This window comes from Mucilaginibacter sp. UYNi724 (genome assembly GCF_054057495.1).
In genome coordinates this window covers 1-26,270 of sequence record NZ_JBSRZI010000011.1, presented here as the reverse complement: position 1 = coordinate 26,270, position 26,270 = coordinate 1, and the positions used below count along the sequence as shown (strand labels likewise).

The 26,270-nt window shown below is 45.5% G+C and carries 21 protein-coding genes; 9 read left to right on the top strand and 12 right to left on the bottom strand.

Features of this window, described 5'->3' with window-relative positions; translation table 11 throughout:
* Window positions 1-42 precede the first annotated feature (42 nt).
* Window positions 43-2,631, top strand: coding sequence for a ligase-associated DNA damage response DEXH box helicase (locus ACVW0P_RS15730; protein ID WP_457132942.1), 2,589 nt, complete (start codon window positions 43-45; stop codon window positions 2,629-2,631).
* Between the two features lie 93 nt (window positions 2,632-2,724).
* A complete protein-coding gene (locus ACVW0P_RS15725; RefSeq protein WP_457132941.1) occupies window positions 2,725-3,027 on the top strand; it encodes a GIY-YIG nuclease family protein in 303 nt (100 codons plus the stop codon).
* 125 nt (window positions 3,028-3,152) lie between these two features.
* On the opposite strand, the gene infB is transcribed toward ACVW0P_RS15725, so the two are convergent.
* The 5 genes from infB to ACVW0P_RS15700 all read right to left on the bottom strand — a co-directional run bounded on the left by infB (window position 3,153) and on the right by ACVW0P_RS15700 (window position 11,052).
* On the bottom strand, window positions 3,153-6,173 hold the full coding sequence (gene infB / locus ACVW0P_RS15720; RefSeq protein WP_457132940.1) for a translation initiation factor IF-2: 3,021 nt from the start codon (window positions 6,171-6,173) through the stop codon (window positions 3,153-3,155).
* Window positions 6,174-6,232: 59 nt separating this feature from the next.
* Window positions 6,233-7,468: a transcription termination factor NusA gene (gene nusA, locus ACVW0P_RS15715; protein ID WP_354427098.1), complete on the bottom strand. Its 1,236-nt coding sequence runs from the start codon at window positions 7,466-7,468 to the stop codon at window positions 6,233-6,235.
* A gap of 3 nt (window positions 7,469-7,471) precedes the next feature.
* Entirely contained in the window at window positions 7,472-7,936 is a 465-nt protein-coding gene (gene rimP, locus ACVW0P_RS15710; RefSeq protein WP_457132939.1) for a ribosome assembly cofactor RimP, read from the bottom strand.
* Between the two features lie 138 nt (window positions 7,937-8,074).
* Window positions 8,075-8,497, bottom strand: a complete 423-nt coding sequence (locus tag ACVW0P_RS15705) for a hypothetical protein (protein WP_457132938.1) — start codon at window positions 8,495-8,497, stop codon at window positions 8,075-8,077.
* Window positions 8,498-8,685: 188 nt separating this feature from the next.
* Entirely contained in the window at window positions 8,686-11,052 is a 2,367-nt protein-coding gene (locus tag ACVW0P_RS15700; RefSeq protein ID WP_457132937.1) for a prolyl oligopeptidase family serine peptidase, read from the bottom strand.
* Window positions 11,053-11,129: 77 nt separating this feature from the next.
* Here ACVW0P_RS15700 and ACVW0P_RS15695 point away from each other — a divergent pair, with 77 nt between their 5' ends.
* Entirely contained in the window at window positions 11,130-11,642 is a 513-nt protein-coding gene (locus tag ACVW0P_RS15695) for a GNAT family N-acetyltransferase (RefSeq protein WP_457132936.1), read from the top strand.
* 78 nt (window positions 11,643-11,720) lie between these two features.
* On the opposite strand, the gene ACVW0P_RS15690 is transcribed toward ACVW0P_RS15695, so the two are convergent.
* From ACVW0P_RS15690 to ACVW0P_RS15665, 6 genes are all read right to left on the bottom strand, one after another.
* Window positions 11,721-12,344 (bottom strand): thiamine phosphate synthase, encoded by a 624-nt coding sequence (locus tag ACVW0P_RS15690; protein ID WP_457132935.1) that lies wholly within the window; start codon window positions 12,342-12,344, stop codon window positions 11,721-11,723.
* A 448-nt stretch (window positions 12,345-12,792) separates the two neighbouring features.
* A complete protein-coding gene (gene pafA, locus ACVW0P_RS15685) occupies window positions 12,793-14,451 on the bottom strand; it encodes an alkaline phosphatase PafA (protein WP_457132934.1) in 1,659 nt (552 codons plus the stop codon).
* 90 nt (window positions 14,452-14,541) lie between these two features.
* Window positions 14,542-15,627, bottom strand: coding sequence for an acyl-CoA dehydrogenase (locus ACVW0P_RS15680; RefSeq protein WP_457132933.1), 1,086 nt, complete (start codon window positions 15,625-15,627; stop codon window positions 14,542-14,544).
* Window positions 15,624-16,292, bottom strand: a complete 669-nt coding sequence (pnuC, locus tag ACVW0P_RS15675) for a nicotinamide riboside transporter PnuC (RefSeq protein ID WP_457132932.1) — start codon at window positions 16,290-16,292, stop codon at window positions 15,624-15,626. The genes ACVW0P_RS15680 and pnuC overlap by 4 nt, the downstream gene beginning before the upstream one ends.
* Window positions 16,293-16,294: 2 nt before the next feature.
* Window positions 16,295-18,760 carry a TonB-dependent receptor gene (locus ACVW0P_RS15670; RefSeq protein WP_457132931.1) on the bottom strand — a complete coding sequence of 822 codons (2,466 nt, stop codon included), beginning with the start codon at window positions 18,758-18,760 and terminating at the stop codon, window positions 16,295-16,297.
* A gap of 333 nt (window positions 18,761-19,093) precedes the next feature.
* Window positions 19,094-19,810, bottom strand: a complete 717-nt coding sequence (locus ACVW0P_RS15665; protein ID WP_457132930.1) for an FkbM family methyltransferase — start codon at window positions 19,808-19,810, stop codon at window positions 19,094-19,096.
* Window positions 19,811-19,927: 117 nt separating this feature from the next.
* Between ACVW0P_RS15665 and aspS the strand changes: the two genes are divergently transcribed.
* The 6 genes from aspS to ACVW0P_RS15635 all read left to right on the top strand — a co-directional run bounded on the left by aspS (window position 19,928) and on the right by ACVW0P_RS15635 (window position 24,424).
* The gene (aspS, locus tag ACVW0P_RS15660) at window positions 19,928-21,682 is read left to right on the top strand and encodes an aspartate--tRNA ligase (RefSeq protein WP_457132929.1); all 1,755 of its coding nucleotides are present in this window, start codon (window positions 19,928-19,930) and stop codon (window positions 21,680-21,682) included.
* Between the two features lie 19 nt (window positions 21,683-21,701).
* Window positions 21,702-22,166, top strand: a complete 465-nt coding sequence (locus ACVW0P_RS15655) for an FKBP-type peptidyl-prolyl cis-trans isomerase (protein WP_457132928.1) — start codon at window positions 21,702-21,704, stop codon at window positions 22,164-22,166.
* Between the two features lie 29 nt (window positions 22,167-22,195).
* The gene (locus ACVW0P_RS15650) at window positions 22,196-22,693 is read left to right on the top strand and encodes an FKBP-type peptidyl-prolyl cis-trans isomerase (protein ID WP_457132927.1); all 498 of its coding nucleotides are present in this window, start codon (window positions 22,196-22,198) and stop codon (window positions 22,691-22,693) included.
* A 61-nt stretch (window positions 22,694-22,754) separates the two neighbouring features.
* Window positions 22,755-22,985 (top strand): hypothetical protein, encoded by a 231-nt coding sequence (locus ACVW0P_RS15645; protein WP_457132926.1) that lies wholly within the window; start codon window positions 22,755-22,757, stop codon window positions 22,983-22,985.
* Between the two features lie 35 nt (window positions 22,986-23,020).
* A complete protein-coding gene (locus tag ACVW0P_RS15640) occupies window positions 23,021-24,061 on the top strand; it encodes an amidohydrolase (protein WP_457132925.1) in 1,041 nt (346 codons plus the stop codon).
* A 45-nt stretch (window positions 24,062-24,106) separates the two neighbouring features.
* Window positions 24,107-24,424, top strand: a complete 318-nt coding sequence (locus ACVW0P_RS15635; protein ID WP_457132924.1) for a low molecular weight protein tyrosine phosphatase family protein — start codon at window positions 24,107-24,109, stop codon at window positions 24,422-24,424.
* 78 nt (window positions 24,425-24,502) lie between these two features.
* Here the strand turns inward: ACVW0P_RS15635 and ACVW0P_RS15630 are convergent, their stop codons facing one another.
* Window positions 24,503-26,038 carry a serine hydrolase gene (locus tag ACVW0P_RS15630; RefSeq protein WP_457132923.1) on the bottom strand — a complete coding sequence of 512 codons (1,536 nt, stop codon included), beginning with the start codon at window positions 26,036-26,038 and terminating at the stop codon, window positions 24,503-24,505.
* Window positions 26,039-26,270 lie beyond the last annotated feature (232 nt).

Here is a 26,270-nt window from a genome sequence, read left to right as displayed (position 1 = left end):
GATACATATAACCCGTAAAAGCGGGTTTTGTTAGTTAAAACAATGGCATCTAAAGGGCAAAAGGTAATACAGGAATGGTATAAGCAAAAGCAGTGGAAACAATTCCCGTTTCAAAAAGAAATGGAAGCGGCCTATCTATCCGGCTTTTCGGGCTTGCTGAACGCACCTACGGGAAGTGGTAAAACCTTTGCATTGTTCCTGCCTTTTTTGGCCGATTTTATCAACAAATACCCCGATACCTACACCACGCAAAAAAACAACGGTCTGCTAATGCTTTGGATCACGCCGCTGCGCGCGCTTACCAACGATATTCGTAAAGCCATGCAGGAAGTTTGTGATGATCTGAACCTGCCCTGGCGCATCATGACCCGCACCGGCGATACATCTGCCGCCGAAAAAGCCGCCCTTAAACGCAAACTGCCTGAAGTACTGCTCACCACGCCCGAAAGCCTGCACCTGATGCTGGCCCAAAAGGAATACGACAAGGTGTTTAAAGGCCTGCAGGTGATGGTATGCGATGAATGGCACGAGTTGCTTGGCACCAAACGCGGCGTGCAGGTTGAGCTTGGCTTGAGCAGACTGAAAGGATTAAGTGCGGGGAGTGGTATGGTAAGTGCCGCCAATACCGCACCCTCAACTCCGGAAACTTCACACCTGTCAAATCTCCGCATCTGGGGCATCTCCGCTACTATTGGCAACCTGGAACAGGCAGCCGAGGTTTTGTTGGGTAACGATTTCCCGCCGGAGCGGATAAAAATGGTGAGGGCTAATGTGGATAAGAAACTGGTAATAGAATCTGTTATCCCCGAGAATATTGAGAACTATAGCTGGGCGGGACACATCGGAGTAAAATTATTGCCGCAGGTAATGGAGATAGTAGCCAAGAGCAAAACCACGCTGATATTTACCAACACGCGGTCACAAAGCGAGATCTGGTATCATGCTATTATCGATAACTATCCGGAGTATGCCGGCATTATGGCAATGCACCACGGATCGCTTGATAACGAGTTACGCAACTGGGTGGAACAAGCCCTGCATGCCGAAGCTTTAAAGGTAGTAGTGTGTACTTCCAGTTTAGACCTGGGCGTTGATTTTAGGCCTGTAGATACCGTTGTGCAGGTTGGCAGCCCCAAGGGTGTAGCCAGGTTTATGCAACGCGCAGGGCGAAGCGGGCACCATCCGGGGGCTATATCCAAAGCTTACTTTGTGCCTACCCACTCGCTGGAGCTACTGGAAGGGGCCGCGTTAAAAAGCGCCATCAAAAAGGGCGTGTTCGAAAGCCGGGACCCTATGCTGCTTACCTTTGATGTGCTGATCCAGTTTATGGTGACGCTGGCGGTATCAGACGGGTTTAGGGCTGATGAATTGTTCCGGCAGGTTAAAAGTACCTTTGCCTTTGCCGATCTTAGGCGTGATGAGTTTAACCAACTACTTGATTTTATTACCAACGGTGGAAAAACGTTGGCCCAATACGACGAATTTCTAAAGGTTGAGGTAGAGAACGGCCTATTTAAAGTGAACAGCCGCCGCGTGGCCATGCGCCATCGCCTCAGCATTGGCACCATAACCAGCGAACTAAGCATCCGTGTAAAATGGTTGAGCGGCGGTAGCCTGGGCACACTGGAAGAAAGTTTTATATCAAAATTAAAACCGGGCAACACCTTTTGGTTTGCGGGCCGTAGCCTTGAATTCATTAAAGTGAAAGAAATGACGGCCTACGTTAAAAAGTCAACCAAAACTAAAGGGTTGATACCAAGCTGGGCCGGTGGCAGGATGCCTCTATCATCGCAACTGTCTGCAGTCTTCCGAGATAAATTGAACGAAGTAGCTCAAGGAATTGAAACCGATGTCGAAGTAAAGGCGCTTAAACCGCTATTTGAGTTACAGGCTAAGCTATCGCACCTGCCGCAAAGCCACGAGTTTTTGATCGAGTCGTTTAAATCGCGCGAGGGCCACCACTTGTTATTTTATCCGTTTGAAGGGCGGTTGGTGCATGAAGGCATGGCGAGTTTGCTGGCCTATCGCATCTCTAAAATAAAACCCGCCAGTTTCTCCATTGCCATGAATGATTATGGCTTTGAATTACTTACCGACGAGGATATCCCGATAGAAGAGGCTTTGGAAGATGCCGAGTTCTTTTCCATTAACAACCTGATAGATGATATACAGAAAAGTTTGAACGCCAACGAAATGGCGAGGCGTAAGTTCAGGGATATCGCGCATATCGGCGGCTTAGTATTTACCGGATATCCGGGACAACAGGTGAAGAATAAACATTTGCAGGCTTCCACGTCATTGCTTTTCGAGGTGTTTAATGAGTACGAGCCGGATAATCTTCTGATCAGACAGGCCAATAATGAGGCGCTGGCGTTTCAATTAGAGGAGTTTCGCCTGCGGGCTGCTTTACAGCGCATCCAAACGCAAAGCATCGTTTTAAAATTAATTGAACGCCCAACACCATTTGCCTTCCCGATACTGGTAGACAGCCTTGGCCGCGAACGCCTTAGTACCGAAACGATGGAAGAACGCATCGCAAAAATGGCGCGTCGTTACGGTGCCGATGAGGTTGCCGACAGGCCATCATCTAAAAGTAGAAAACCGGGCGTTACGCGGAAGAAGGGGTTTTGAGAACAGCTCTATTACCCTAAATGTCATTTCGAACGAGGTACGAGGAGAAATCTTCTGCTGCTTGACTCTACGTCTTAATTCGTACTTTAGAATATGTGGAACCACAACTACTATGTTTATATTACTACTAACTACGATCGGACCGTCCTTTATGTTGGAGTAACAAATGACCTATTACGGCGCTTATACGAGCATGGGGAAAATAGGGGCTTGCGTAAAACATTTACAGGAAAATATTTTTGTCACTATTTAATTCACTACGAGCACTTTTCGAATATTGAACACGCCATTGAAAGAGAAAAGGAAATTAAAAAATGGAGAAGAGAAAAGAAAGAAACTCTAATTAACACAACGAATCCAGAACGACGATTTCTTAATAATGAATTAACGGATTAGACTTTTTATTGTAGCAGAAGATTTCTCCTCGTACCTCGTTCGAAATGACATGCTTTTTTATTTATTGGTATAAACAAAAAAGGGCCGCGAAATTCGCAGCCCTTTTAATATTTGGTAACTAGCGCTTAAGCTAATTTACGTTTTACTTCTACGTTTTCGTATGCTTCTACAATGTCACCTACTTCGATGTTGTTGTAGTTAGCGATGTTCAAACCACACTCGTAATTTGTTCCAACTTCTTTTACATCGTCTTTGAAACGTTTTAGTGAAGCCAGTTCACCTGTGTGTATTACCACACCATCACGTACGATACGAATCTTGCTGTTACGGGTAATTTTACCATCTAACACCATACAACCTGCAATTGTACCCACCTTGCTGATCTTGAAGGTTTCGCGGATTTCTACGTTAGCCACAATTTTCTCTTCAAAGGTTGGTGCAAGCATACCTTCCATCGCCAATTTTATCTCATTGATAGCATCGTAGATGATAGAGTATAGCCTGATATCAATTTGCTCGGCCTCGGCAAGTTTACGCGCACTTCCCGAAGGACGTACCTGGAAACCGATGATGATCGCATCTGATGCAGAAGCTAACAGAACGTCCGACTCGGAGATCTGACCAACTGCTTTCGATATGATATTTACCTGGATCTGCTCGGTAGATAGTTTCAGTAACGAATCTGACAGCGCTTCGATAGAACCATCCACGTCACCCTTAACAATAATGTTAAGTTCCTTAAAGTTACCAACTGCCAAACGGCGGCCAATTTCATCAAGTGTAATGTGTTTCTGGGTACGTAAACCTTGTTCGCGTTGTAACTGTAAACGTTTGTTTGCAATTTCACGAGCTTCAGGCTCAGTATCTAATACGTTAAATTTATCACCGGCTGTAGGCGCGCCCTGCATACCCAACACCTGTACCGGTGTAGACGGCCCTGCAGATTCAACCCTTTGGCCGCGTTCGTTAGTTAAAGCTTTAACACGCCCGCTGTAACAACCCGCTAATATCGCGTCGCCCACTTTTAGGCGGCCTGCCTGTACCAATATCGTAGTAACAATACCACGGCCTTTATCTAAGGCTGCTTCTATAACGGTACCAACGGCACGTTTATTAGGGTTAGCTTTAAGCTCAAGCAATTCTGCCTCAAGCAATACTTTCTCTAACAACAGCTCGATATTTAAACCGGTTTTAGCCGATATTTCTTGCGTTTGGTATTTACCGCCCCACTCTTCAACCAAAATATTCATGGCAGATAGTTGCTCACGTACCTTATCGGCGTTAGCACCCGGCCTGTCAATTTTGTTGAACGCGAAAATGATAGGTGCACCTGCAGCCTGCGCGTGGTTTATGGCCTCGCGGGTTTGCGGCATCACGCTGTCATCAGCAGCAATTACTATAATAACAATATCTGTTACCTGTGCACCCCTTGCACGCATGGCGGTAAACGCCTCGTGGCCCGGTGTATCCAGGAATGTAATTTTCTTATCATCTGCCAAAGTAACTTCATAAGCGCCAATGTGCTGGGTAATACCCCCGGCCTCGCCGCCTATTACGTTTGTTTTGCGGATAAAATCCAGTAAGGATGTTTTACCGTGATCTACGTGGCCCATAATAGTCACAATAGGTGCACGTGGGATAAGATCTTCAGGCTCATCAGGCTGATCGAGTATAAACTCCTCGTCCTGTGGTTTCACAAACTCAACCTGGTAACCAAACTCATCAGCAACAATGCTCAGGGTTTCGGCATCTAAACGCTGGTTGATAGACACAAACATACCCAAACTCATACAAGTTGAGATAATTTGTGTTACCGATACGTCCATCATCAAAGCCAACTCGTTTGCCGTAACAAACTCGGTAACCTTAATTACTTTAGACATCGCGTCCTGCTCCATTGCCAGTTCATCGGCATTCGCGGCAACATCATCACGCTTTTGACGGCGGAATTTGGCACGCTGTGCAAACTTACCCGACTTACCTGCACCGCTTAAACGTGCAAGTGTAGCCTTGATCTGGTCTTGTATATCCTTTTCTGTAGGTTCTTCTTTAGGGCCTCCGCCTGGTGCAGGCCTGCCTCCCCTAAAATCGGGGCGGTTGCCACCACCACCAGGAGCACCCGGTGGGCGGTTCCTGAAATCGGGACGGTTAGGGTTAATGGTACCACTTGGCGGGGCTTGCTGGCCTGTGCCATTGCCACCACCAGGGCCACCTTGCTGATCTTTACGCTTACGTTTGCGTTTCTGATCTGCTGCGTTACCTGCCGCGCTTGATGAAGATGCAACAGGGCCACCGCGTTTAGGCTGGTTAACCGGTAGTTGGATCTTACCAATAATTTTGGGGCCGCTTAAACGTTCTGCGCTTGCGCGGATAACGTCGTCGCCTTCGCCTTCTGCTATTGCTGGCGCTACCGCCTCAGGAGTAACATCTGCTACTACTGCCGGGGCTTCCGCAACAACAACCGGTGCAGGTTTCTCTGCAACAGGCTCAGGTGCTTTTGGCGCTTCTATAACAACCGGTGCAGGTTTTTCTACAACAGGCTCCGGCGCTTTTGGCGCCTCAACAAGGGGTGCAGGTTTTTCTGCAACAGGTTCTGCTGCTTTAGGTGCTTCAACTACGGGTGCAGGTTTTTCTGCAACAGGCTCCGGTGCTTTCGGGGTTTCAGCAACTGGTGCTGCTTTTTCCTCAACCGGTGGTTTAGCATTAAGGTTATTAAGGTCTATCTTACCAATCACCTTTACACCGGGTAATCCTTCGTTGCTGCGTTCTTCGGCTTTCTCCTGTACAGGTTCGGCCGGTTTTGGCTTTTCAGCCTGCGGCGAAGAAAAATGGCCGGTGTTTTTGATCAGGATCTCTTCGTTCTCGAAATCTCGGGAACGACGCGGCTGCTCTACAGGTTTTTCAGGCGTTTGCACACCTTCTTCCTTGCGGATGTTACCGATCTTGATCTGCTTGGCCTCCTCCTTAATAATTTTATCTACAGCAAATTCCTTCAACAGGGTTGTGTACATATCGGCATCCAGCTTCGCCATAGGTTGCTTTTCAACCTTATAGCCTTTAGTAGCTAAAAAATCGACAATGGTACCCATACCAATGTTCAGTTCTTTTACTGCTTTTATTAATTTTATGGATTTGTCTTCTGACATTTATTAAATTTTCTCTCTAATTATCGCAAAAATACGATTTTTTATTTGTGTTATCTCGTTTATTCAAATTCTGCCTGCAGAACCGATAAAACTTCTTTTATTGTTTCCTCTTCAAGGTCGGTACGTTTAACCAATTCGCCCACAGATAATGCCAATACAGATTTCGCGGTATCAAGCCCAATGCGTTTAAATTCGTCTAAGATCCAGCTATCGATCTCATCAGAGAACTCTTCGATGTCCACATCCTCGTCATGCTCATCAGCCTCGCGGTAAACATCAATTTCGTAACCTGTCAATTTACCTGCCAGTTTAATGTTATGGCCGCCACGGCCAATAGCTAACGATACCTGGTCTGGCTTTAAGTACACTGCCGCTGTTTTTTTCTCATCATCTAATTTAATAGAAGTGATCTTTGCAGGCGATAATGCACGCTGGATGTATAACTGGATATTGTTGGTAAAGTTTATAACATCTATGTTTTCGTTCTTTAATTCGCGAACGATACCATGGATACGTGAACCCTTCATACCCACACATGCACCAACCGGGTCTATGCGGTCGTCATAAGATTCAACAGCTACTTTAGCCCTTTCGCCCGGCTCGCGGACAATTTTCTTGATAGTGATCAACCCGTCGAAGATCTCAGGAACTTCCATCTCAAACAAACGCTGTAAAAACTCTGGCGCGGTACGTGATATAATAATTTTAGGGTTGCTGTTCAACATATCAACCTTGCTGATTATCGCCCTTACACTGTCACCTTTTTTAAAGTAATCGGCAGGGATCTGCTCGGTTTTTGGCAATAAAAGCTCGTTGCCTTCATCATCCAATACCAAAGTTTCTTTTTTCCAAACCTGGTAAACCTCGCCGGTAACAATTTCGCCAACCCGGTCTTTATATTTTTTAAAGATCTCGTCTTTCTCCAGTTCTAAAATTTTAGAAACCAAAGTTTGGCGGGCAGCAAGGATAGCCCTGCGGCCAAAGCTCTCCAAAGTAACCTGCTCAATTTGTTCGTCACCAATTTCAAGATCGGCATCAATTGTTTTAGCTTCTGCAAGTTCAACCTCAAGGTCGTCATCTTCGCTAAAACCATCTTCAACCACCACACGCGTGCGCCAAATTTCTAAGTCACCATTATCGGTGTTAACGATAACGTCACAATTTTCATCGGTGCCGTACTTTTTCCTGATCATGCTTCTGAAGACGTCTTCCAGAACGCTCATCATGGTTGGGCGGTCAATGTTCTTGAAATCTTTAAATTCCTGAAAAGAATCAATTAAATTAATATTGCTCATGTTCTACTTGAATGATATTAAAACTTTTGTTTCTGTTATTTTATCTGTCGGGATAGTGCTTTCAACAGTTACAGCCTTTTTCCCTTTTTCTTTTATTGTTTCTTCAATTACGATGGTGTCGTCGCCCGCTTCCTTCAATACGCCTTCGCGCTTGGTGCCATCATCCATCTTTATGGCTAACGTGCGGCCTATATTTTTAGCATATTGCCTTTTAAGCGTTAGCGGTGTATCGATACCCGGTGATGAAACTTCCAGGTTGTATGGGGTATCTACCACGTTCTCTTCTTCGAGGTGAAAGCCAACGTGCCTGCTTATGGCAACACAATCCGCAATCCCTATCCCGTTATCCCCATCAACCAGTACTATAAGTTGGCCGTTGCTATGCATTTTAACATCCACCAAAAACAAGTTTGGCATATCGGCTATTTTTTCCTTTACCAGTTCAATTGTTCTTTTTTCAATATTCATTATCGTGTGTTTTTACCGGTTGCCCCCGATAGATAACAGGGCGGTTGATAATTTGATTGATAAAATAAAAGAGGGGACAAATGCCCCCTCTTTTTTAATTCAGATGCAAATATAAATGTTTTTTTGGTTATAACAAGCTTATTGCTTAAAAATCAAATCGATAAAATGCACTTTGCCGGGTTGGGAGTGGCCTTTTATATAATCCATCAGGGTTGCGCCCTCTCCTAAACGATAGTTGCGTGCAAAGTAAATCTGCCCTTTTACAAACGGGGTGTCGGGCGTGAAAACCACTGCGCTGTCTTTTAACCTGTAGCGACCGGGCTGCACGGGCTGGTAATTCTTCAGGTCGGTATCGGCAGGCATACGGTAAACGGGAACCAGGTTTTGCCAAACGTTTTTATCACTGTCGCGGGCAATATCCTGCATCACCACATAATCCAGCCCTTTAAACTGGATGGATTGCCCGTTGTCGATTACCGACAGTTGAACTGCAGCCGGGTGTTTGGTTGAGGTGCAGGCAAGGGTAATTAAAAATGGAAGTATGTACAATAGTTTTTTCATGATTGCATATCTATTAGTTTACTCACCCCGACTACGCTGCGCTGGTCGACCCTCTCTGCTGCGCAAAGAGGGTGAGTATTTCTATTTCTTATAACCCTCTTTTCTTATAACCCTCTTTCCGTTTACGGAGAGAGGGTAGTCGAGCGAAGGAAAGACCGGGTGAGTCAATTTGCCGGGAGGTCATCATGCTATTTCAGCGTCTCCTCAAACAGTTTAAAAATACGTTTATACTCATCAGTCCAGCTGCTGGGTTGTACAAAGCCGTGATCTTCTACCGGGTATGGCGCAAGCGACCAGTTATCTTTGTGCAACTCTATCAACTTTTGGGTAAGCCTTACAATATCCTGGAAGTTTACGTTTTGGTCTACCATGCCATGCAGCATCAGCAGTCGGCCTTTTAAGCCTTCGGCAAAGTAAATGGGCGAGCTTTGGCGGTAAGCCTTTTCGTCATTAAATGGTTCGTTAAGGATATTTGAGGTATAGCCGTGGTTGTAATGCGCCCAATCGGTAACCGAGCGTATGGCAGCGCCCGATGCAAAAACGTCTTGCTGCGTAAACATCGCCATAAGCGTAATAAAGCCACCGTACGAGCCGCCGTATAACCCAACATGTTTAGGATTTACACCATATTTTTCTACCAGTAATTTTACACCGTCCACCTGGTCGGTAAGGTCGGCACCGCCCATGTGGCGGTAAATACCCGTGCGAATGTCGCGGCCGTAACCCGAACTTGCGGTATAATCGATATCCAAAACGGTGTAGCCATTATCTACCAGCATATTGTTGAACATATACTCGCGGAAATAGGTGCTCCACCAATAATGTACGTTTTGCAGGTAGCCCGCGCCATGCACAAACACCACAGCGGGTTTTGCCGGGTCGGGATATTTGGGCTGATAAAAACGCGCGTAAATATCTTTGCCGTAACGGTTTTTAAAGCTGATCACCTCCGGCTCGCGCCACGGGTAGGCATTAAATTCGGCAGTGGTGGAGTGTGTAACCTGCACGGCTTTTGCCCCGGGCTTGTTTGGCTGCACATAAAGCTCCCAGGGTTTGTTGGAGTATGAGTAGCGAATTGCCAGCCATTTCTCATCGGGCGAAAGGTCTATCTCGTTACCGCCTTTCATGCTCGTCAACTTAACAGGCACGCCACCCGTTACCGGGATACGGTAAAAATGGGTGATACCGGGGTGTTCGATATTAGCGGTAAAGTAAAATGTTTTTTTATCGTTAGAAAGGTGAAGGGTTTGCACTTCCCAATGCCCGGATGTAAGTTGCTTTTTCTGGCCGCTTACCACATCGGCGATATACAGGTGCGAGTAACCGCTTGCCTCGCTCTGGAAATAGAAGTGGGTGTTATCGGCCCAGCCCAGGCTACCATCGGCAAAGAACCCGCCGGTACCGGGGCCGCCTATCCAGGCATCGTCGTGCTGGCGGTCCAGCAGGGTAAGTTTCCCTGTCGCGGCATCCAGTTTCATCAACCAACGGTCCTTGTTATCCTGCGATTCTACATTTACTACAGCATACTTGCCATTGGGGCTCCAATATGGGGCGGTAATATCCGTTTTGCGGTCGTTATTTGCCTTTTTAAGAACGTCCAATTCCTTAGGATAATCGCTGTAAAAAGCGGGAATATCTTTTATACCGGTGATGTCTTTAGTGCTAATTGCGTAAACCGAATCGCGCTGCGTGTCAAAAATAAAACTCTCTGATGTGGATTGCGGGGCACCCACTTTGGTACGGTTAGGGATATCTTCGGTATATCCCGATGAGGTTACATAATTAGGGACGATCCCGGCTTTTGCACCATCTGCCGCCTGGATCAACCTGTAGGTTACATACCTGCCATCCGGACTGAGCTGCACGCTGTTCAAACGCTTATCGCCAAAGGCTATCTCTTTTATTTTTGCCGGTTTATCCTGTGCCTGCTCCACAGAGTCCAGCTTGCGGTCTTTCTCGTTCACTTTAATGATATCGAAAAGTTCGGTTTGCTGTCTTTTTAGCCACCGGGCTTGCTCGGTATCTTTGGCAGGTTTCTTTTCGGTGGTAGCGGTTTTTACAAAGTTGGTTAGCTGGGTAAGCTCGGCTTTGTTCAGCTTTAGCTTGTAAATGTTGTTCTCGTAAGTATAAATAATGCTGCCTTCGTCGCCGGTAAAGGTTGGGTTACTTTCGCGGCCTGCGGTGTGGGTTAATTGCACAGTTTTACCGCTGCCCGCCTGCCATAGGTAAATGTCGCCATCCTCTTCATAGGTTTTCAGCGTGCGCACTTTATTCCACTTACCGTTTTCAAGAACCATGTCGCGGCGCTCGGTAGTACTTGCCTTTTGCGGTTTGGTGTTATTTGGGGTGATGAAAAACAGCTCGTCGCGCTCGGCCTTGTCCGGGTTCCAGTTAAAATAGATCTTTTTGCTGTCGTCGCTCCAGCGGATGTTGCTTGGCGATACGCCCATCCATTTAGGGTCGCGCATAATTTTTTCGACAGTTAGTGTGCCGAGGGATTGGGCAGAAGCGGTAAAACCGAAGCAAAGAAACAATAAGGTAAAGCGTGTTTTCATATCACAAAATGCTGTTAGGCGCTGCAATTTAGCAGTTTAGTTAATATTACTATTTTTAACGTTTGGATTGTTACAAAATGGAAATAAAAGGAAGCCAATTTATACTGCGCCCATTCCGCATTGCCGATGCAGCGGCCCTGCAAAAACACGCCAATAACCCCAGGGTGCCCTCTTATTTACTGGACAGGTTCCCGTCGCCATATTCTTTGGACGATGCGGAGGCATTTATAGATATTATGATCAATCAAATTACAGTTACCAACTTTGCTATTGAAATAAACGGAGAGGTTGCCGGAGGCATCGGTTTAGAATTTAGGGCTGATGTTTATCGCAAATCTCCATTAATAGGTTACTGGCTTAGCGAGGAGCATTGGGGCAGGGGCATTTCTACCGAAGCAGTTAAACTATTGACCAAATACGCCTTTGCCAATTTTGATATCATCTGCATACTGGCATTCATTTTCGGTAAAAATAAGGCATCGATGCGGGTGTTGGAAAAGGCCGGGTATGTGAAGCAGGGTGTGTTAAAACAAACCGTAATTAAAGCAGGCGAAGTGATGGATGAGCATGTTTATGTGGTGTATAAATAGCCGCCTGCCACGATGAGCCTGTCGAACCATTAGCATTGCACCTACGTCTTCGAGAAGCTCAGACTGACAGGCTTTTAATCAATAGATCTTCCGATATATCTCTTTAACCATCCCACCCGGATCTGGCGATAGGTTAACTGCCGATGATACCGCGATGCCGTACACGCCGGTTTGCATCAATAGTTCAATATCATTTAGCTGTATGCCACCCACGGCAATCACCGGGATATTTATAAGTTGGCTATCCAGTTGGCGGTAACCATCGTATCCTAACAAAGGTTTATCATTAGCTTTGGTAGTGGTGTGGGCAAAGGGGCCGTAGCCGCAATAATCTACCACGCCGCTGTTTTGAATGCGTAATAACCCTTCAATATCCGTGGCCGATGCGCCTAAAGTTTTTTCATCTGTTACAGCTTCGCGGATGGCGGCGAGATCAGCATTTAAGTCTTCGATGTGTACGCCTTGCGCATCTACTTTATCCAGCAGGTGATAATGGTTTGCAAGGATCAGCGTAGCGCCCCAATCATCGCAGATGGACGCTATCTGGTGCAGTTCGGCCATCATCTCTTCGTCGCTTTTACTCATGCAGCGGTACTGGACCCAGTTGGCACCGGCCTCGCAGGCTATTTGTGCTTGCTCTACATGGCTGCGGTTGGGCAAGTCCTGCGTTAGGTAATGGAGTTTGGAGATGTATTTTTTCATAGTTATAGTCGGAAAAGAGCGAAAGGTTTAAACCGTCGGCTTTGCGCCAATGGCAGTAATTATTATAGAACAAGCAAATCCTGTTTTTCTGACTTTCGTCCACAATTACGGCTTTCACCTTTTAGACCGTCCTAAATGTTGTTGACAACACCAACAACGGCGAAAGAATTGGGGGAAAGTTGCCTATCGCATAGTTACTCACCCGGTCATTGCTTCGCTCGACCACCCTCTCTTCGCTTCGCGAAAAGAGGGTAGTTTTGTAATAGTGAGTTTGTCGAACCATTAAAAGCTGAAAAGGTTTTCTACATGTTCAGACTGACATCACGTACACTTAACAAACGCTTCTACTCACCCCGACATCGCTTCGCTGGTCGACCCTCTCTTCGCTGCGCGGAAAGAGGGTGGGAATTTAAGCTTCTTCTAATCTCTGACATCCATCCACGAATCTCTATTTAAGCACCTCGCCAATAGCAGTACCAATATTGCCGTTCGGCGCCTGGATATGTAATAGCTGGGCAACGGTTGCAGCAATATCTGTCATGTGGGTTTCGCGGGTAAGGCTGCCATGTTTAATGCCCCACCCCATAAATACCAATGGGATGTGTGCATCATACGGGTTCCAGGTCCCATGTGTTGTGCCTGTTTGGCCATGGCCGCTGTACCATCCCGGTTTCAGGATGATTTGGATAGCTCCGCTGCGCTCCGTATTGTAACCATTCTGGATGCGCAGGCGAAGTTCTTCGGGAATAGTCGCTATCTGGATGCGTTGCATATCTACCGCGTAAGCAATTTCGGGTTCCTGCTGTAAAAACTGGATACATTCAAATTTTAGCGCATCGCTGTTCAGGCTTTCCTTTTTGATGGCGGCATTATTAAAGTTGACCTGGTAATTGCCGAAGCTTATAATCAGGTTTTTTACTTTGTATTTCTCTTCCAGCATTTTGTTCAATCGCGTAAGCACACCACCCTCGTTCCAAACGCCTGCAGGGATATTATGGTCAATTAAAAAGTTAGGGTTGTGAGCAGCACCGTGGTCTGCACTCAAGAATACTGTATAATTTCCTTTTCCCAATTTGCTATCTAAATAGGTGAAGAAAGCGGCCACGTCCTTATCTAAACGCAGGTAGGTATCTTCAACCTCAACCGAGTTTGGACCAAACTGGTGGCCAGCATAATCTGTTGATGAAAGACTCACCGCCAGGAAATCGGTAACCGAACCAGCGCCTAATTTTTCATTCTCTATAGCCGCCTTTGCCAGGTCAAGCGTCATGCTGTTACCGTATGGCGTAGAGCGGATCATACCGGCCCTACCTTTATATAACTCCGATGTTTTTATCGGGAATGTTGGGGCATCGGTACCACTAAATTTACCTTCGTATCGCGGGCTATTATCCGGCGCGCTTTGTACGTAAGTATTTATGGGGTAAAGGGTATTCCAATCTTTCTTTAAATATTGCTCGGCCGGTTTTGTGGCGTTGTAGCTTTTAACCCATGCAGGCAGTTCTGTCATGTAATAAGTACTGCTGATCCATGCGCCGTTGGCATCATCAAACCAATATGCGGCGTTTGCAGCGTGGCCGCCGGGAAGAATGCCGCCACGGTCTTTCAATGCGATGCCGATAACCTTCGAGCGGAAATTAGTAGCCAACCGTAACTCATCTGTAACGGTAGTTGTAAGCAAGTTACGTGGCGACATTTTGCCTGCTATTGAGCTACTACCAACCGCTGTAACCGTGCTATCATCGGTACAATACATCGATTTGCCGGTTGCCTGTACTATAAAATCGTTACCCGCAATACCGTTTATTGATGGTACCGACCCTGTATAAATACTGCTATGGCCGGCCGCGGTAACGGTAGGGATATAAGGGATAAGCGTATTCTCGCAAGTGAACCCCTCGTTAAGCATGCGCTTAAAACCACCTGCCTGGTAGCGGTCGTAATAGCGGTATAGGTAATCCCAACGCATTTGGTCAACCACTAAACCAACCATTAATTTAGGGCGGGGCAAGTTAGTTGAAACAGTAGTTATGATTTTTTTATTTTGTGCCGATAAGCTAAATACAGCGGTAGCAAACGTTAATGTAAGCAGTACTTTTATCTTCATGGATTTGGATATTAAAAAGGCAAATATCACCATTGCTATTTATAAACAATGTGATATTTGCGTTACCATATAATTAAAAACATGGCAAACCTAATCTAAAAAAGTAAGCAAACTGTGCTGGCTTGCGGTGTGTATATCGCGCCAAACCCGGTTGATCTCGGTATCCGGTGATGCTGCCTGCAAGCCACAATAAGGAAAAAGCTCGTCTACGCTTTCGCGGGCTATTTTTGCCAGTACCCGGCTGGCGTTGCTTACCGCTTTCAATAACTTTTCATCTTTGGGATCCTTCCATGATGCATCCACCGCATCAAAAAAAGCCGCCCTTGCCTGGTTCAACAATTCTGTGGCCGACTGCAACGCCTCCTCCATCAGCAACACGTTCGCGGCATTTACCCTGCGGATGTTAGTCGCCTTATATTCAAACGCGGGTTTACAAAGGTCTATAAAATGCACTGCCATGCCGGATAGGTTTGCCGCCAGCGTAGCCTCGGCCAATTGCAAAAAGGGATAGGTGTACAGCAGCGAATTTATCAACGCAGAATCGGCGTCAATTTTAAAACATCGGTTTTTATCAACATGTAAATCCTCTACTGAATATGCATCGCTACCGGTGGCTATCATCCCTATATATTTCCATCCGGACAGTAGCTGTACGTCTTTTCTGTCCAACACAAAAGGCAAGATCAATGGGTTGCCATCAGTATCTAACACCGGGTTTTCTCCCTGCATTATGTTACAGTTAACCGTTATATAGGTAGCATGATGCACCCCGCTGGCGTACTTCCAACTACCGTTAATTAGGTAACCGTTATCTGTAATTTTTGCTGTGCCTGTAGCCGCGCCGCTACCTGCAAGGCAGGCTTTTTTATCAGCATAAATTTGCTGCGCGATGCCCTGATCAATAAAACCACCAAACCAACCCGCGCCGCAACATAAGGTTACCACCCAGCCCAGGCTGCCATCGGCCCATGCCAGGGCTTCTTCTGTTTTGATAAGGAGGGGTAAAGGGGTTTCAAGTCCGCCATATGTAGCGGGTGATAATAAATTAAACCACTGTTGTTGGTAAACCAATTCCAATTGTGCCGGGTGCAACTTGCCTAATTTTTCGGCTTTGGTAGCGTATTGACGGATGATTTCAACCCATACGGGTTTTAATAAAGTTGACGGATGCATCATATTGAGCCCCCCAGCCCCCTGAAGGGGGAGTTTAAATCCTGTTCCCCCTTTAGGTGGTTAGGGGGCTGGTTTTTATGTATTATTTTCCTCCATTCAAAATAACCGAAGATGGCTACAATGAACAGTACTAGCGTAAGCACGGCAAACATGGCCAGGTTTTTATGATACAGTAGCGGGATAGCAAACATGTTGCTCACATTAAGCAGTACCCAGTTCTCAATCTTTCGCCTTGCCAACAGCCACATGCCAGCCCAAGCCGTTGATGATACCCATGCATCCCAAATGGGAACGGTAGATGGTGTAAATTTGATGAGGATTAAATATAACACTCCCCACCCTACAAATACAATAAGGAGGGTTATGAGCCATTCCTGCCTGGTAGAATAACTAACTTTTACAGGTGGTTCATTCTTCTTTTTTATCCAATAATACCAGCCATAAAAGCTCATCACTACATAATAGCCGTTAAGCAGGCATTCGGCGTACAGCCCAAAGTTGAGCAACAAGTATATAGAAATTAAAGTAGCGACTATACCCGTTGGGTATAGCCACACTTTATTTGCTTTTGCCAGCAGCACTTCGGCCACGCCTAAAATTACGGCGAGCCATTCCAGCCTGGTGGTAGCCTTAACTTGGTTTATAAACAAGTCTATCCAGCTTTGCATACTTAAAAGCTTAAGCTAACAGATGCTAAAAAGTTGCGCGTTGCCTGCGGGAAATAGTAGTTATAGTTAACCAGCACACCACTGTCAACTTCCGGGTAGGTAGCGCCATTGGCTTCGTACTTTTTGCTAAATACATTGTTTACCAGTAAGCCTAACCCAATATTTTTAATCGCTTTTGTATGGATGTTATAATTCAGTCTTACATCATTTACAAAGTAAGCTTTTAACAACCTGTTAACCGCATATGGGTTATTGGCAACATCCGGCGCGGTGCTTATACCTGTAGGGTTAACATTGCCGGTATTATCTAAAAACTGCCTGCTTACATATTTACTTACAAAGGCAATACTGCCATTCGGCACCGGCGAGTAGGCGATCTCGCTACCCACGATAAGTGACGGCGAGTACGCGATATCTGTTTTTTTGAATGTTTGCGTTACCGGGGTTAGCGGGTTGTAGTCGTCATCATAGCTTGCCAGGGTGCGGGTTAAATTCTTGATTTTATTGGTGCTGATGGTTGCGTTTGCTGCCCAACTTAGCTGTTTAGTAAACCTAACACGGCCATCAACTTCTATACCTGCGCGGTAGCTATCATCCACATTGATACGTGTTGCCGATCCTACATCGTTTAGCGCCCCGGTTAATATCAGCTGGTTTTTATAAAGCATGTAAAACAGGTTTACGCCACCTTTAAATACATCGCCGCTGGTGCGGTAACCGGCTTCAAAGTCTTTCAGGTTCTCGGCCTTGGGCCTGCTTGCCGGGGTAGAGTTGGTGTAATCGTCGCGGTTGGGCTCGTGGTTACCAACGGCAAATGATGCGTACACATTGTTATGCTCATCAATTTCGTAGGTTATACCTGCTTTAGGATTAAAAAAGTTCAGCTTAGCATCCTGTTGCACATTGTTCAAATTCCTGTCGAAACCTAAAAATGAGTAATCTATCCGGCGGTATTGCAGATCTGCAAAAAGGGTTGCATCACCCAATTTGTACTCGCCACGGCCGAAGATATTGAAGTCCGTTTTTTTGGCGTTATCGCGATAGTATTCGTAATTAGGCGTTATACCCGCGCTTTGCGCGGTATAAATAATATTGCCGTAATGCGCGCCAGTGTACTTGTTATAAGCACCGCCGAGGGTAAAGTTAAGGTTGCTTTTTGCCTGGTATTTTAGCGCGTATGTTATTCCGTAGAAATCATTGTTCAACCAAAGGCGGCGGGCAAGATCCGTATTTGTGATAGGTGTACCGCCAACAACCACGGGGGTTAAGCCATACTTGGTTACAGCCTGATCGGCCTTAAACTCTTCGTAATAACCAAAGCCTTTAGTATAATGCAGGGCACCGCTAAAGGCGAGTTTATCTGATAACTTTCTATCGTACAATAACTGGTAGTGGTTCTGCTGGTAATTATCTACCTGGTCTTTATAAAAAGTGCCGTCCGGCATCAGGCCAAGTTCGTTATAGGTGCGGCTATCCTTTCGGGTGTTATCGCCAATAATGTAATCGGCCACACCATTCCAGGCCTGGTAAGTGCGCTCTACGCCCGAGAACACGTTAAGCCTTAAAGTGCTTTTGTCATCGTAATAAGCACCGCTCGCAAAAAAAGAACGCAGGTTTGATGATGCGCGGTCGATATACCCGTCAGAACGGATCCTGGACAACCGGCCATCAAAGCTAAAATGCCCATTTAACAGGCCTGTACCCAGGCTTACGGTATTTTTTACCGTGCCGTACGAGCCTACAGTATTGTTGATATCGGCAAAGCCGGTATCGCGGCGGGTTGCAGTTTGTATGTTGATGCTACCACCAAAAGCACCTGCGCCATTAGTAGAGGTACCCACACCACGCTGCACCTGTATGTTATTTACTGAAGAGGTAAGATCGGGCAGGTCCACAAAATACGAACCCTGGCTTTCGGCATCATTTAGCGGAATGCCGTTAACCGTGACGTTTATACGTGTGCCGTCACTTCCGCGGATGCGGATGCCGGTATAGCCAATGCCCGTTCCCGCATCTGACGATACCACTACCGATGGCGTTTGGGCCAGCATGTAAGGCAGATCCTGCCCGTAGTTGTTTTTTTCGATGTCTTTTTTGCTGAGGTTGGTAAATGCCGTTGGCGAGTTTTTGCCTGCGCGGGTCGCGGTCACCGTAACTTCTTCGGCGCTAAAAATGGAGTTGGTAAGCGAAAGGTTTACAACCCTGTTAGCCGTTAAATTTACAGTTTGGGTAGTAATTTGATAGCCAATGTAACTGGCCTTAATGGTGTAGGTGCCTGCGGGCAGGTCGCCAATTTGGTAGTTGCCTTTAACATCCGTTTGGGTGTTAGTGGCCGGGTTTGTGATGGAAACCGTTGCGCCGGGCAAAGCTTCGCCGGCTTGGTTGGTGATCTTTCCGCTGATGGAAAATTGGGCCGATGCCAGGACAGGCAGCAGCAGGGCGATAAGCGCCGCAAATAAATTTTTCAAATTGTTAAACAATAAAATTAGTTAAACCATCTGCTCACCAGGGTATAATGGCAGTACACTTAACTTGTTACCTCTCCCTACGCCGGCATTACCCGGATCAGGTGCATGTTTTTTGGAGTTGAGAGCTGAAAGTTCAAAGTATAAAGCTGACATGCAGCTTTTAACTTTTTGACTTTTAACTTTTGACTTTGCAAAACAATGGGTTTGATCTCAGCCTGTCTTTCAGTTTGATTGCTCAAAGCAAGGCACCCCTTGAGAATTATGTGGCAAATATAGTTTTTGATTTGAGAAATTAATAATAAAAGTAAACATGACCGTATATAGGGCGGTGTGTTATTTTTTTACATATAAAGCATTAGCGTAGCTAAGCCGCGTTCTGTCGATATAATGGTGTTGTAATTCGTAGATGTTTACAAGCCTAAAGCCATGTTGTTCCATAAAAACATCCATATCTGTAAAATGGGTTTTAGTGGGGCATCGCTCAAAGCCAATTTCGGCATAAACATATTTCACTTGTTGCAAAAAATTGCCGACCCCTCTCAGGGCTTCAAGTTCGTAACCTTCCACATCAATTTTTAAAATATCAATGTGACTAATATTATTCTTGTTTGCGAACTCGTCAAGCCTGATTACCGTTATTTTTTCATTTCCTATTGGCGGTATGCTGTATTCAGCGTTCTTAAGTGTATTAATGGTACTTTCGCTATATATCGGTATCTCTAAAACATCGGCTTCATTCCCGGCAGCTAATTGATAGCCCTTTATTTTATAAATACTAACCGTGTTTGCCTTAAACCGATCAAAAGATGCACTTACTGGCTCAAATGCAATAATATCAGCATTGGGGAAACTATTATTAAGTTCTAAAGATACGCTGCCTGCATGCGCCCCAATGTCAAATATAGTGGTTGCCCCCGGCAAAAGCCTTTTTAGGTCGAACACCCAGTTTTTGCCATATGGGTAGTTATTATCTACAAAATTTAGCCCCGAGTTAATGATCAGGTTATTGCTTTTTTCAAGTATCTGCCCCGCTAACAGTTTCCATCTCATTTGCTAAAAATATCATTTACCGCCGGCTTCTCAATTTTTTTTGATACTAACTTTAGTTTTTACTGAGCACCTTTCGCCTCAAAATATTACTTTTGCAGACTTTTAAAAAAAGGAATTATGCTTAGAACACACACCTGCGGGCAATTAAATATCAGCAATTTAGGTGAACCGGTAACCCTTTGCGGATGGGTCCAAAAATCGCGCGACCTGGGCGGCACAACATTTATTGATGTGCGCGACCGGTATGGTTTAACCCAACTGGTTTTAAATACCGATACCGATGCCGGCCTTCGCGAAGCAGGGAAGCAGCTTGGCCGCGAGTTTGTAATTAAGGTTACAGGCACCGTGGTAGAGCGTTCTAACAAAAACACCAAGATCCCAACCGGCGAGGTAGAGATTACCGTTACCGAACTTGAAATACTTAACTCATCCAAGATCCCTCCGTTTTTAATTGAGGATGAAACTGACGGTGGTGAAGAGCTTCGTGCCAAATATCGCTATTTAGACCTGCGCCGTAACCCTATCCGCAACAACTTGGTGCTGCGCCATAAAATGGCACAAGAGATCCGTAAGTATCTTGATGGATTAGATTTTATTGAGGTGGAAACCCCGGTATTAATCAAATCGACCCCCGAAGGTGCGCGCGATTTTGTGGTACCAAGCCGCATGAACCCGGGCGAGTTTTACGCCCTGCCGCAATCGCCGCAAACATTTAAGCAATTGCTGATGGTAAGCGGCTTTGACCGTTATTTCCAGATCGTGAAATGTTTTAGGGACGAAGACCTGCGTGCCGACCGCCAGCCGGAGTTTACGCAGATAGACTGCGAGATGTCGTTCATTACCCAGGAAGATATCCTGAATATATTTGAAGGCCTTACCCGCCACCTGTTCCGCAACGTAAAAGGGATGGAACTTGGCGATTTTCCGCGTATGCAATACGCCGATGCTATGCGTTTATACGGCTCTGATAAGCCGGATACCCGTTTCGGGATGGAGTTTGTTGAACTGAACGATGTGGTTAAAGGCAAAGGCTTTAGCATTTTTGATAATGCCGAACTTGTTGTGGGTATCAACGCAAAAGGCTGCGCCGGTTACACCCGCAAACAAATTGATGAATTAACCGAGTGGATGAAACGCCCGCAAATTGGCGCGACAGGCTTAATTTATGCCCGCCATAATGACGACGGCACGTTAAAATCATCTGTAGATAAATTTTACAACGAAGAAGAACTGGCTAAATGGAGTGCCGCTTTCGAAACTGAAAAGGGCGACTTAATTTTGATCCTTGCCGGCGAAACCGACAAAGTACGCAAGCAACTGAACGAACTGCGCCTTGAAGTTGGCGGCCGTTTAGGCTTACGCGATAAAAATAAATTCGCGCCGCTTTGGGTGTTAGATTTCCCGCTGTTAGAATGGGACGAAGAAACATCGCGTTTCCACGCCATGCACCACCCGTTTACCTCGCCAAAACCGGAGGATATCACCCTGTTGGATACCGACCCTAAAAACGTACGTGCAAATGCATATGACCTGGTTATAAACGGTACCGAAATTGGTGGCGGCTCTATCCGGATCCACAACCGCGATTTGCAGGCACTGATGTTTAAACACCTTGGGTTTTCAAAAGAAGAAGCACAAAAGCAATTTGGCTTTTTGATGGATGCCTTTGAATACGGCGCACCGCCGCATGGTGGTATCGCGTTTGGGTTTGACAGGTTAACCTCAATTTTCGCAGGCCTGGATTCTATCCGCGATGTTATCGCGTTCCCTAAAAACAACTCGGGCCGCGATGTGATGATCGATTCGCCATCAACCATTGCTGAGGCGCAACTAAACGAATTAAAAATTAAAACAACTGTATCACCTACTTAAGTTTACACGTTATTATAGCATGAAAAAAACGCTACTGATACTAAGTTTATTCCTTGCTGTTTTTACATCTTGCAAAAAAGACAAGACAGATGACACTGCCGGCCAAGCGGCTAAAGATGAAACAGCCATACAAGCCTACCTTACAGCCAACTCCAGCATCCATGCTACAAAAGATGCCAACGGCGTTTATTACCAGGTTATAACAGAGGGTACAGGTAAAAGGGTTATCGCATCAAGCGATATTAGTGTAAATTATGTTGGTAAATTGCTTAATGGCACCCAGTTTGATTCCCGTACGGGGTATTCCGCCAGTATGCTGGGTGGCATTATTAACGGATGGAAATATGGATTACTACACGCAAGTGCAGGTAGCCGTATTTTACTAATAATTCCATCGGCTTTAGCTTACGGCTCAAGCCCTACCGGCGCTATACCGGCAAATTCTGTTTTAGTATTTACTATTGATGTTTTAAGTGTTCAATAATTTTTAATTTTAAGCTATAAAGAAAAATCATGAAGAAATATATTTTTATATTAAGCGTATTTGCTATCGTATTAGCATCTTGCTCCAAAGAGAAAACGCCAACACAACCAACTGTAGATTTTGATGCCCAGGCAAAAATCGATAATGACCTGATCACTGCTTATTTAAGTGCACACCCTGATATTCTAGCCAGCAAAGATGCTTCTGGTTTATATTACCAAGTATTAAAAGAAGGTTCGGGCGCAGCTATTTCCGGTAGTTCTAAACTTATCGTAAGCTACACAGGTAAAGATCTAAAAGATGTTCAATTTGAGACAAATGAAAGCCTTTCTTTTACGCTTACCCAAGTAATAACCGGATGGCAATTAGGATTACCTAAAATTAAAAACGGAGGAAAGATCTTGTTAATTATTCCTTCTCTTTTAGCCTATGGCCCATATGCTAATGGCCAGCTACCTGCTAATTCAAATCTGGTATTTACAATTACGGTTAAATCGGTGAACGGAGTTGGGGCGGTGGTCGACTAATAAATTTACCGTTTTTATATTTCAGGGTTAAAAGTTTATCTTACTGCACTAAACTGTAGCAATGAAAAAACTTTTAACCCTTTTTTTTGTCCTTTACGCTTTAAATATATCGGCACAAAATAACGCATCTAAAAAAATTATCAGCACCAGGGCCGATGCGCTTACAAGCAAAATAATTGCATGGCGACGAGATTTTCATGAACACCCCGAACTGGGTAATCGGGAGGTACGCACGTCGGGCATTATAGCCAAACATTTACAGTCGTTAGGTATCGAGGTTAAATCGGTGTAGCCACCACGGGAGTTGTTGGGATCTTAAAAGGCGGCTTGCCCGGCCCTGTTGTTGCGCTACGTGCAGATATGGATGGCCTGCCGGTGACCGAGCGTGTGGACCTGCCATTTGCATCGAAAGTAAAAACACAATACAACGGGCAGGAAGTTGGTGTGATGCACGCCTGCGGGCATGATTCGCACATGGCGATATTGATGGCGGTGGCGGAGGTATTGTCGTCCATGAAAAAAGACCTGCACGGCACGGTAAAATTCATTTTCCAGCCCGCCGAAGAGGGTGCACCGGTTGGCGAAAAAGGCGGTGCCGAAGAAATGGTGAAGCAGGGCGTAATGGAAAATCCGAAGGTTGATGTGATTTTTGGTCTGCACATTAATTCGCAAACCGAGGTTGGCAAAATAGTTTACCGCCCTGGTGGAACCATGGCAGGTGTAAAAGATCTGCAGATCATCGTTAAAGGCCGCTCGGCACACGGTGCTTACCCGTGGAGCAGTGTAGACCCGATAGTGGTATCGGCACAAATTATCAGCAGCCTGCAAAGCATTGTAAGCCGCAACATCAACGTTACCGAAAATCCCGCCGTAGTTACCATCGGCTTAATAAATGGCGGCTCGCGCTTTAATATCATTCCTGAGAGTGTTAAGATGCAGGGTACAGTAAGATACTTTACCGAAGGCGACGAGAAACTGATCACCGAGAACGTGAAACGTATTGCCACCAAAACGGCAGAAGCCTATGGTGCCACTGCCGAAGTACAGATCCCCTTCAGTAATAAATACCCGGTTACGTTTAATGATGTTGCCCTTACCGCTAAAATGCTGCCCACGCTGGAAGCTACCGCGGGCAAAGAGAATGTATTGTTGCGCCCACCTGTTACCGGCGCCGAAGATTTTAGTTTTTACCAGCAAAAGGTACCCGGCATATTCTTCTTTTTAGGCGGGATGCCAAAAGGGGGCAACAGCCTGAAAGCCCCATCGCACCACACGCCCGATTTTTACCTGGACGAAAGCGGTTTTACCCTCGGCGTAAAAGCCCTGTGTAATTTAACGTTGGATTATATGGCGGCGAAGGGGAAATAAGATGGAGCCTTCGCAGTACGTATTTTAGCAGTTAAGTAATCAACAGTGTCCAACCTCCTTTTCATCTGTAGTAAAAACCAATGGCGCAGCCCAACTGCCGAATTGTTGTTTAAAGGCCATCGCTTGCATCATGCGCGCAGCGCTGGCACAAGCGATAAAGCGCGCATTAAGCTCAACCAAAAATTAATAGATTGGGCCGATGTGGTTTTTGTGATGGAGTATAAGCATCGGGACATCATCAAACAACAGTATGTTGAAATTCCTCAAAAGAAAATCATCGTGCTAAACATCCCGGACGACTATCAATTTAATGATCCTGAGTTAATAGAAATATTTAAAATCGGTTTGGTGGATTGGTTTTAATCTTGATGTGCCAGTCTGAGCTTGTCGAAGACTCGCCTTCAGGCAAACAGCTCGACAAACTCAGACTGGTAAGCTCAATCACTTATCTATTTTCTTAAAGTCGTAGGCATTGTATTCTACAAAATCGGCTACTTTAACCCGCACGCCGGTTACTTTACCATCAACTACAGTAAACGGGAATATTGCTTTGCCCAAAACCGGGTCGGAGAAGGTTACGTAGAAACGGTTACCACCCAGTGGTTGCAGCTTAGCAAACATTTTAGGGTGATGCTCAAAACGGATCTCCAGGTCATTACCTACATCGCCGGGGGTAATTTCAAGGCTGCCGTATAGCTCGTTAACGTATTTGCCGGTGTATTTACCGGTAGATAATAATGGCTTAAGGTTTAGCAATGTGCTATCGCGCATTTTCTTATCAATAGCCTGGAAGGTGGTTGTATTTGCTTTATTATATCCCAGGTAGGTATCGTTGTAATGGTTGTTTTTGTTTTTAAAGAAGGCGTCCAGTATATCCCAGCGCATGGCTTCATAAAGCGAGTTTTGGTCAGTATTGGTCAGGATAACTATGCCCAGGTTCTCTTTAGGCACCAAGGTAACCGATGATACATAGCCGTTAACGCCTCCGTCGTGCATCACCAGCCTGCGGCCGCTGTAATCCTGTAAAAACCAGCCAAGGCCATAAAGCTCAAAGCCTGTTTCGCCGTTTAAATGATTTACGCTGCTTACAAAATCTTGCGGTTGGCGGGTGGCAGCGATCGCAGCAACGGGTATTACCTGTTTATTACCAACCTTACCATTATCAAGCAAAGCCATTACCCACTTACCCATATCTGCCGCCGATGAGCTGATACTGCCCGCAGGGGCCAGGCCATCAATATTGCAATAAGGTATGGCCGATAGCCTGCCATCAATTAAAGTATGCGGTACGGTGCGGTTAAGGGCTTTAGGCATTTCGGCAGTGAGGGCAAGGGTATTTGTCATACCAAGCGGTGAAAAAATGCTTTCTTTTAAATAAGTTTCCCATTGCTTGCCTGTAACACGGGGTATGATCTCACCCGCCGTTAAAAACGCTGAATTTGTGTAGCCCCAGTTGGTACGGAACGGGTAGGTAGCCTTCATTTTACCCAATTTCTCAATTACTTCGTGGCGACTTAAGTTGGTGTTATAAAAAGTAAAATCACCCTGGAAGGTGCGGAAACCTAAGCGGTGGCTCAAAAGGTCTTTTACAATAGCCATTTCGCCGGCTGGCTTATTATCCAATTTAAATTCGGGGATGTATTTGGTTACTTTATCATCGAGCGATAGTTTCTTTTCGGCTTGCAGCATGGCTAAGGCCGTGGCAGTAAATGCCTTGGTATTGCTGCCTATCATAAATAAAGTGTTCTGATCTACCTTACCGGGCAAGCCAAGCTCTTTTATACCGTAGCCCTTCATAAGCACTATTTTACCATCCTTAACAATACAAACCGCTACCCCCGGTATGCGCCAGTTGGTTAGGGCTTTATTGATATAAACGTCAAGGCTATCTTTAATAAATTTACTCCTGTCGGCGTTTTGGGCATTAACGGTTGTAAAGGAGATAAGGGCGGTAATAAGTATAACTAATTTTTTCATGCAGGTAATTTTCACAAGCTTTAAGGTGCTAATTTAACGCAAAATTTAAAGCGGCATTATTTATTTAAAAAAATAGAGCCTGGCAGTCTGCTATTAAACATCGCCGAACTATATTTCATATTCGTCACCAACCGTTCTGAGTAGTCCTGAAATAGGTTGACTGTTTTTGATTACACAAACATTGATAAAAAAGCTCAAACATTCACCAAAGATGTTTGAGCTTTTTTGTTGT

Bases quoted from the DNA above. Each gene is read 5' to 3' on its own strand.
- ACVW0P_RS15645 (WP_457132926.1), top strand. From the start codon at position 22,755: ATGAAAAAACTTTTAACCCTTTTTTTTGTCCTTTACGCTTTAAATATA.
- ACVW0P_RS15690 (WP_457132935.1), bottom strand. From the start codon at position 12,344: ATGAAAAAATACATCTCCAAACTCCATTACCTAACGCAGGACTTGCCC.
- ACVW0P_RS15730 (WP_457132942.1), top strand. From the start codon at position 43: ATGGCATCTAAAGGGCAAAAGGTAATACAGGAATGGTATAAGCAAAAG.
- ACVW0P_RS15665 (WP_457132930.1), bottom strand. From the start codon at position 19,810: ATGAGATGGAAACTGTTAGCGGGGCAGATACTTGAAAAAAGCAATAAC.
- ACVW0P_RS15705 (WP_457132938.1), bottom strand. From the start codon at position 8,497: ATGAAAAAACTATTGTACATACTTCCATTTTTAATTACCCTTGCCTGC.
- pnuC (WP_457132932.1), bottom strand. From the start codon at position 16,292: ATGCAAAGCTGGATAGACTTGTTTATAAACCAAGTTAAGGCTACCACC.
- infB (WP_457132940.1), bottom strand. From the start codon at position 6,173: ATGTCAGAAGACAAATCCATAAAATTAATAAAAGCAGTAAAAGAACTG.
- rimP (WP_457132939.1), bottom strand. From the start codon at position 7,936: ATGAATATTGAAAAAAGAACAATTGAACTGGTAAAGGAAAAAATAGCC.
- ACVW0P_RS15695 (WP_457132936.1), top strand. From the start codon at position 11,130: ATGGAAATAAAAGGAAGCCAATTTATACTGCGCCCATTCCGCATTGCC.
- ACVW0P_RS15630 (WP_457132923.1), bottom strand. From the start codon at position 26,038: ATGAAAAAATTAGTTATACTTATTACCGCCCTTATCTCCTTTACAACC.
- ACVW0P_RS15655 (WP_457132928.1), top strand. From the start codon at position 21,702: ATGAAAAAAACGCTACTGATACTAAGTTTATTCCTTGCTGTTTTTACA.
- pafA (WP_457132934.1), bottom strand. From the start codon at position 14,451: ATGAAGATAAAAGTACTGCTTACATTAACGTTTGCTACCGCTGTATTT.
- ACVW0P_RS15725 (WP_457132941.1), top strand. From the start codon at position 2,725: ATGTGGAACCACAACTACTATGTTTATATTACTACTAACTACGATCGG.
- nusA (WP_354427098.1), bottom strand. From the start codon at position 7,468: ATGAGCAATATTAATTTAATTGATTCTTTTCAGGAATTTAAAGATTTC.
- aspS (WP_457132929.1), top strand. From the start codon at position 19,928: ATGCTTAGAACACACACCTGCGGGCAATTAAATATCAGCAATTTAGGT.
- ACVW0P_RS15680 (WP_457132933.1), bottom strand. From the start codon at position 15,627: ATGATGCATCCGTCAACTTTATTAAAACCCGTATGGGTTGAAATCATC.
- ACVW0P_RS15700 (WP_457132937.1), bottom strand. From the start codon at position 11,052: ATGAAAACACGCTTTACCTTATTGTTTCTTTGCTTCGGTTTTACCGCT.
- ACVW0P_RS15650 (WP_457132927.1), top strand. From the start codon at position 22,196: ATGAAGAAATATATTTTTATATTAAGCGTATTTGCTATCGTATTAGCA.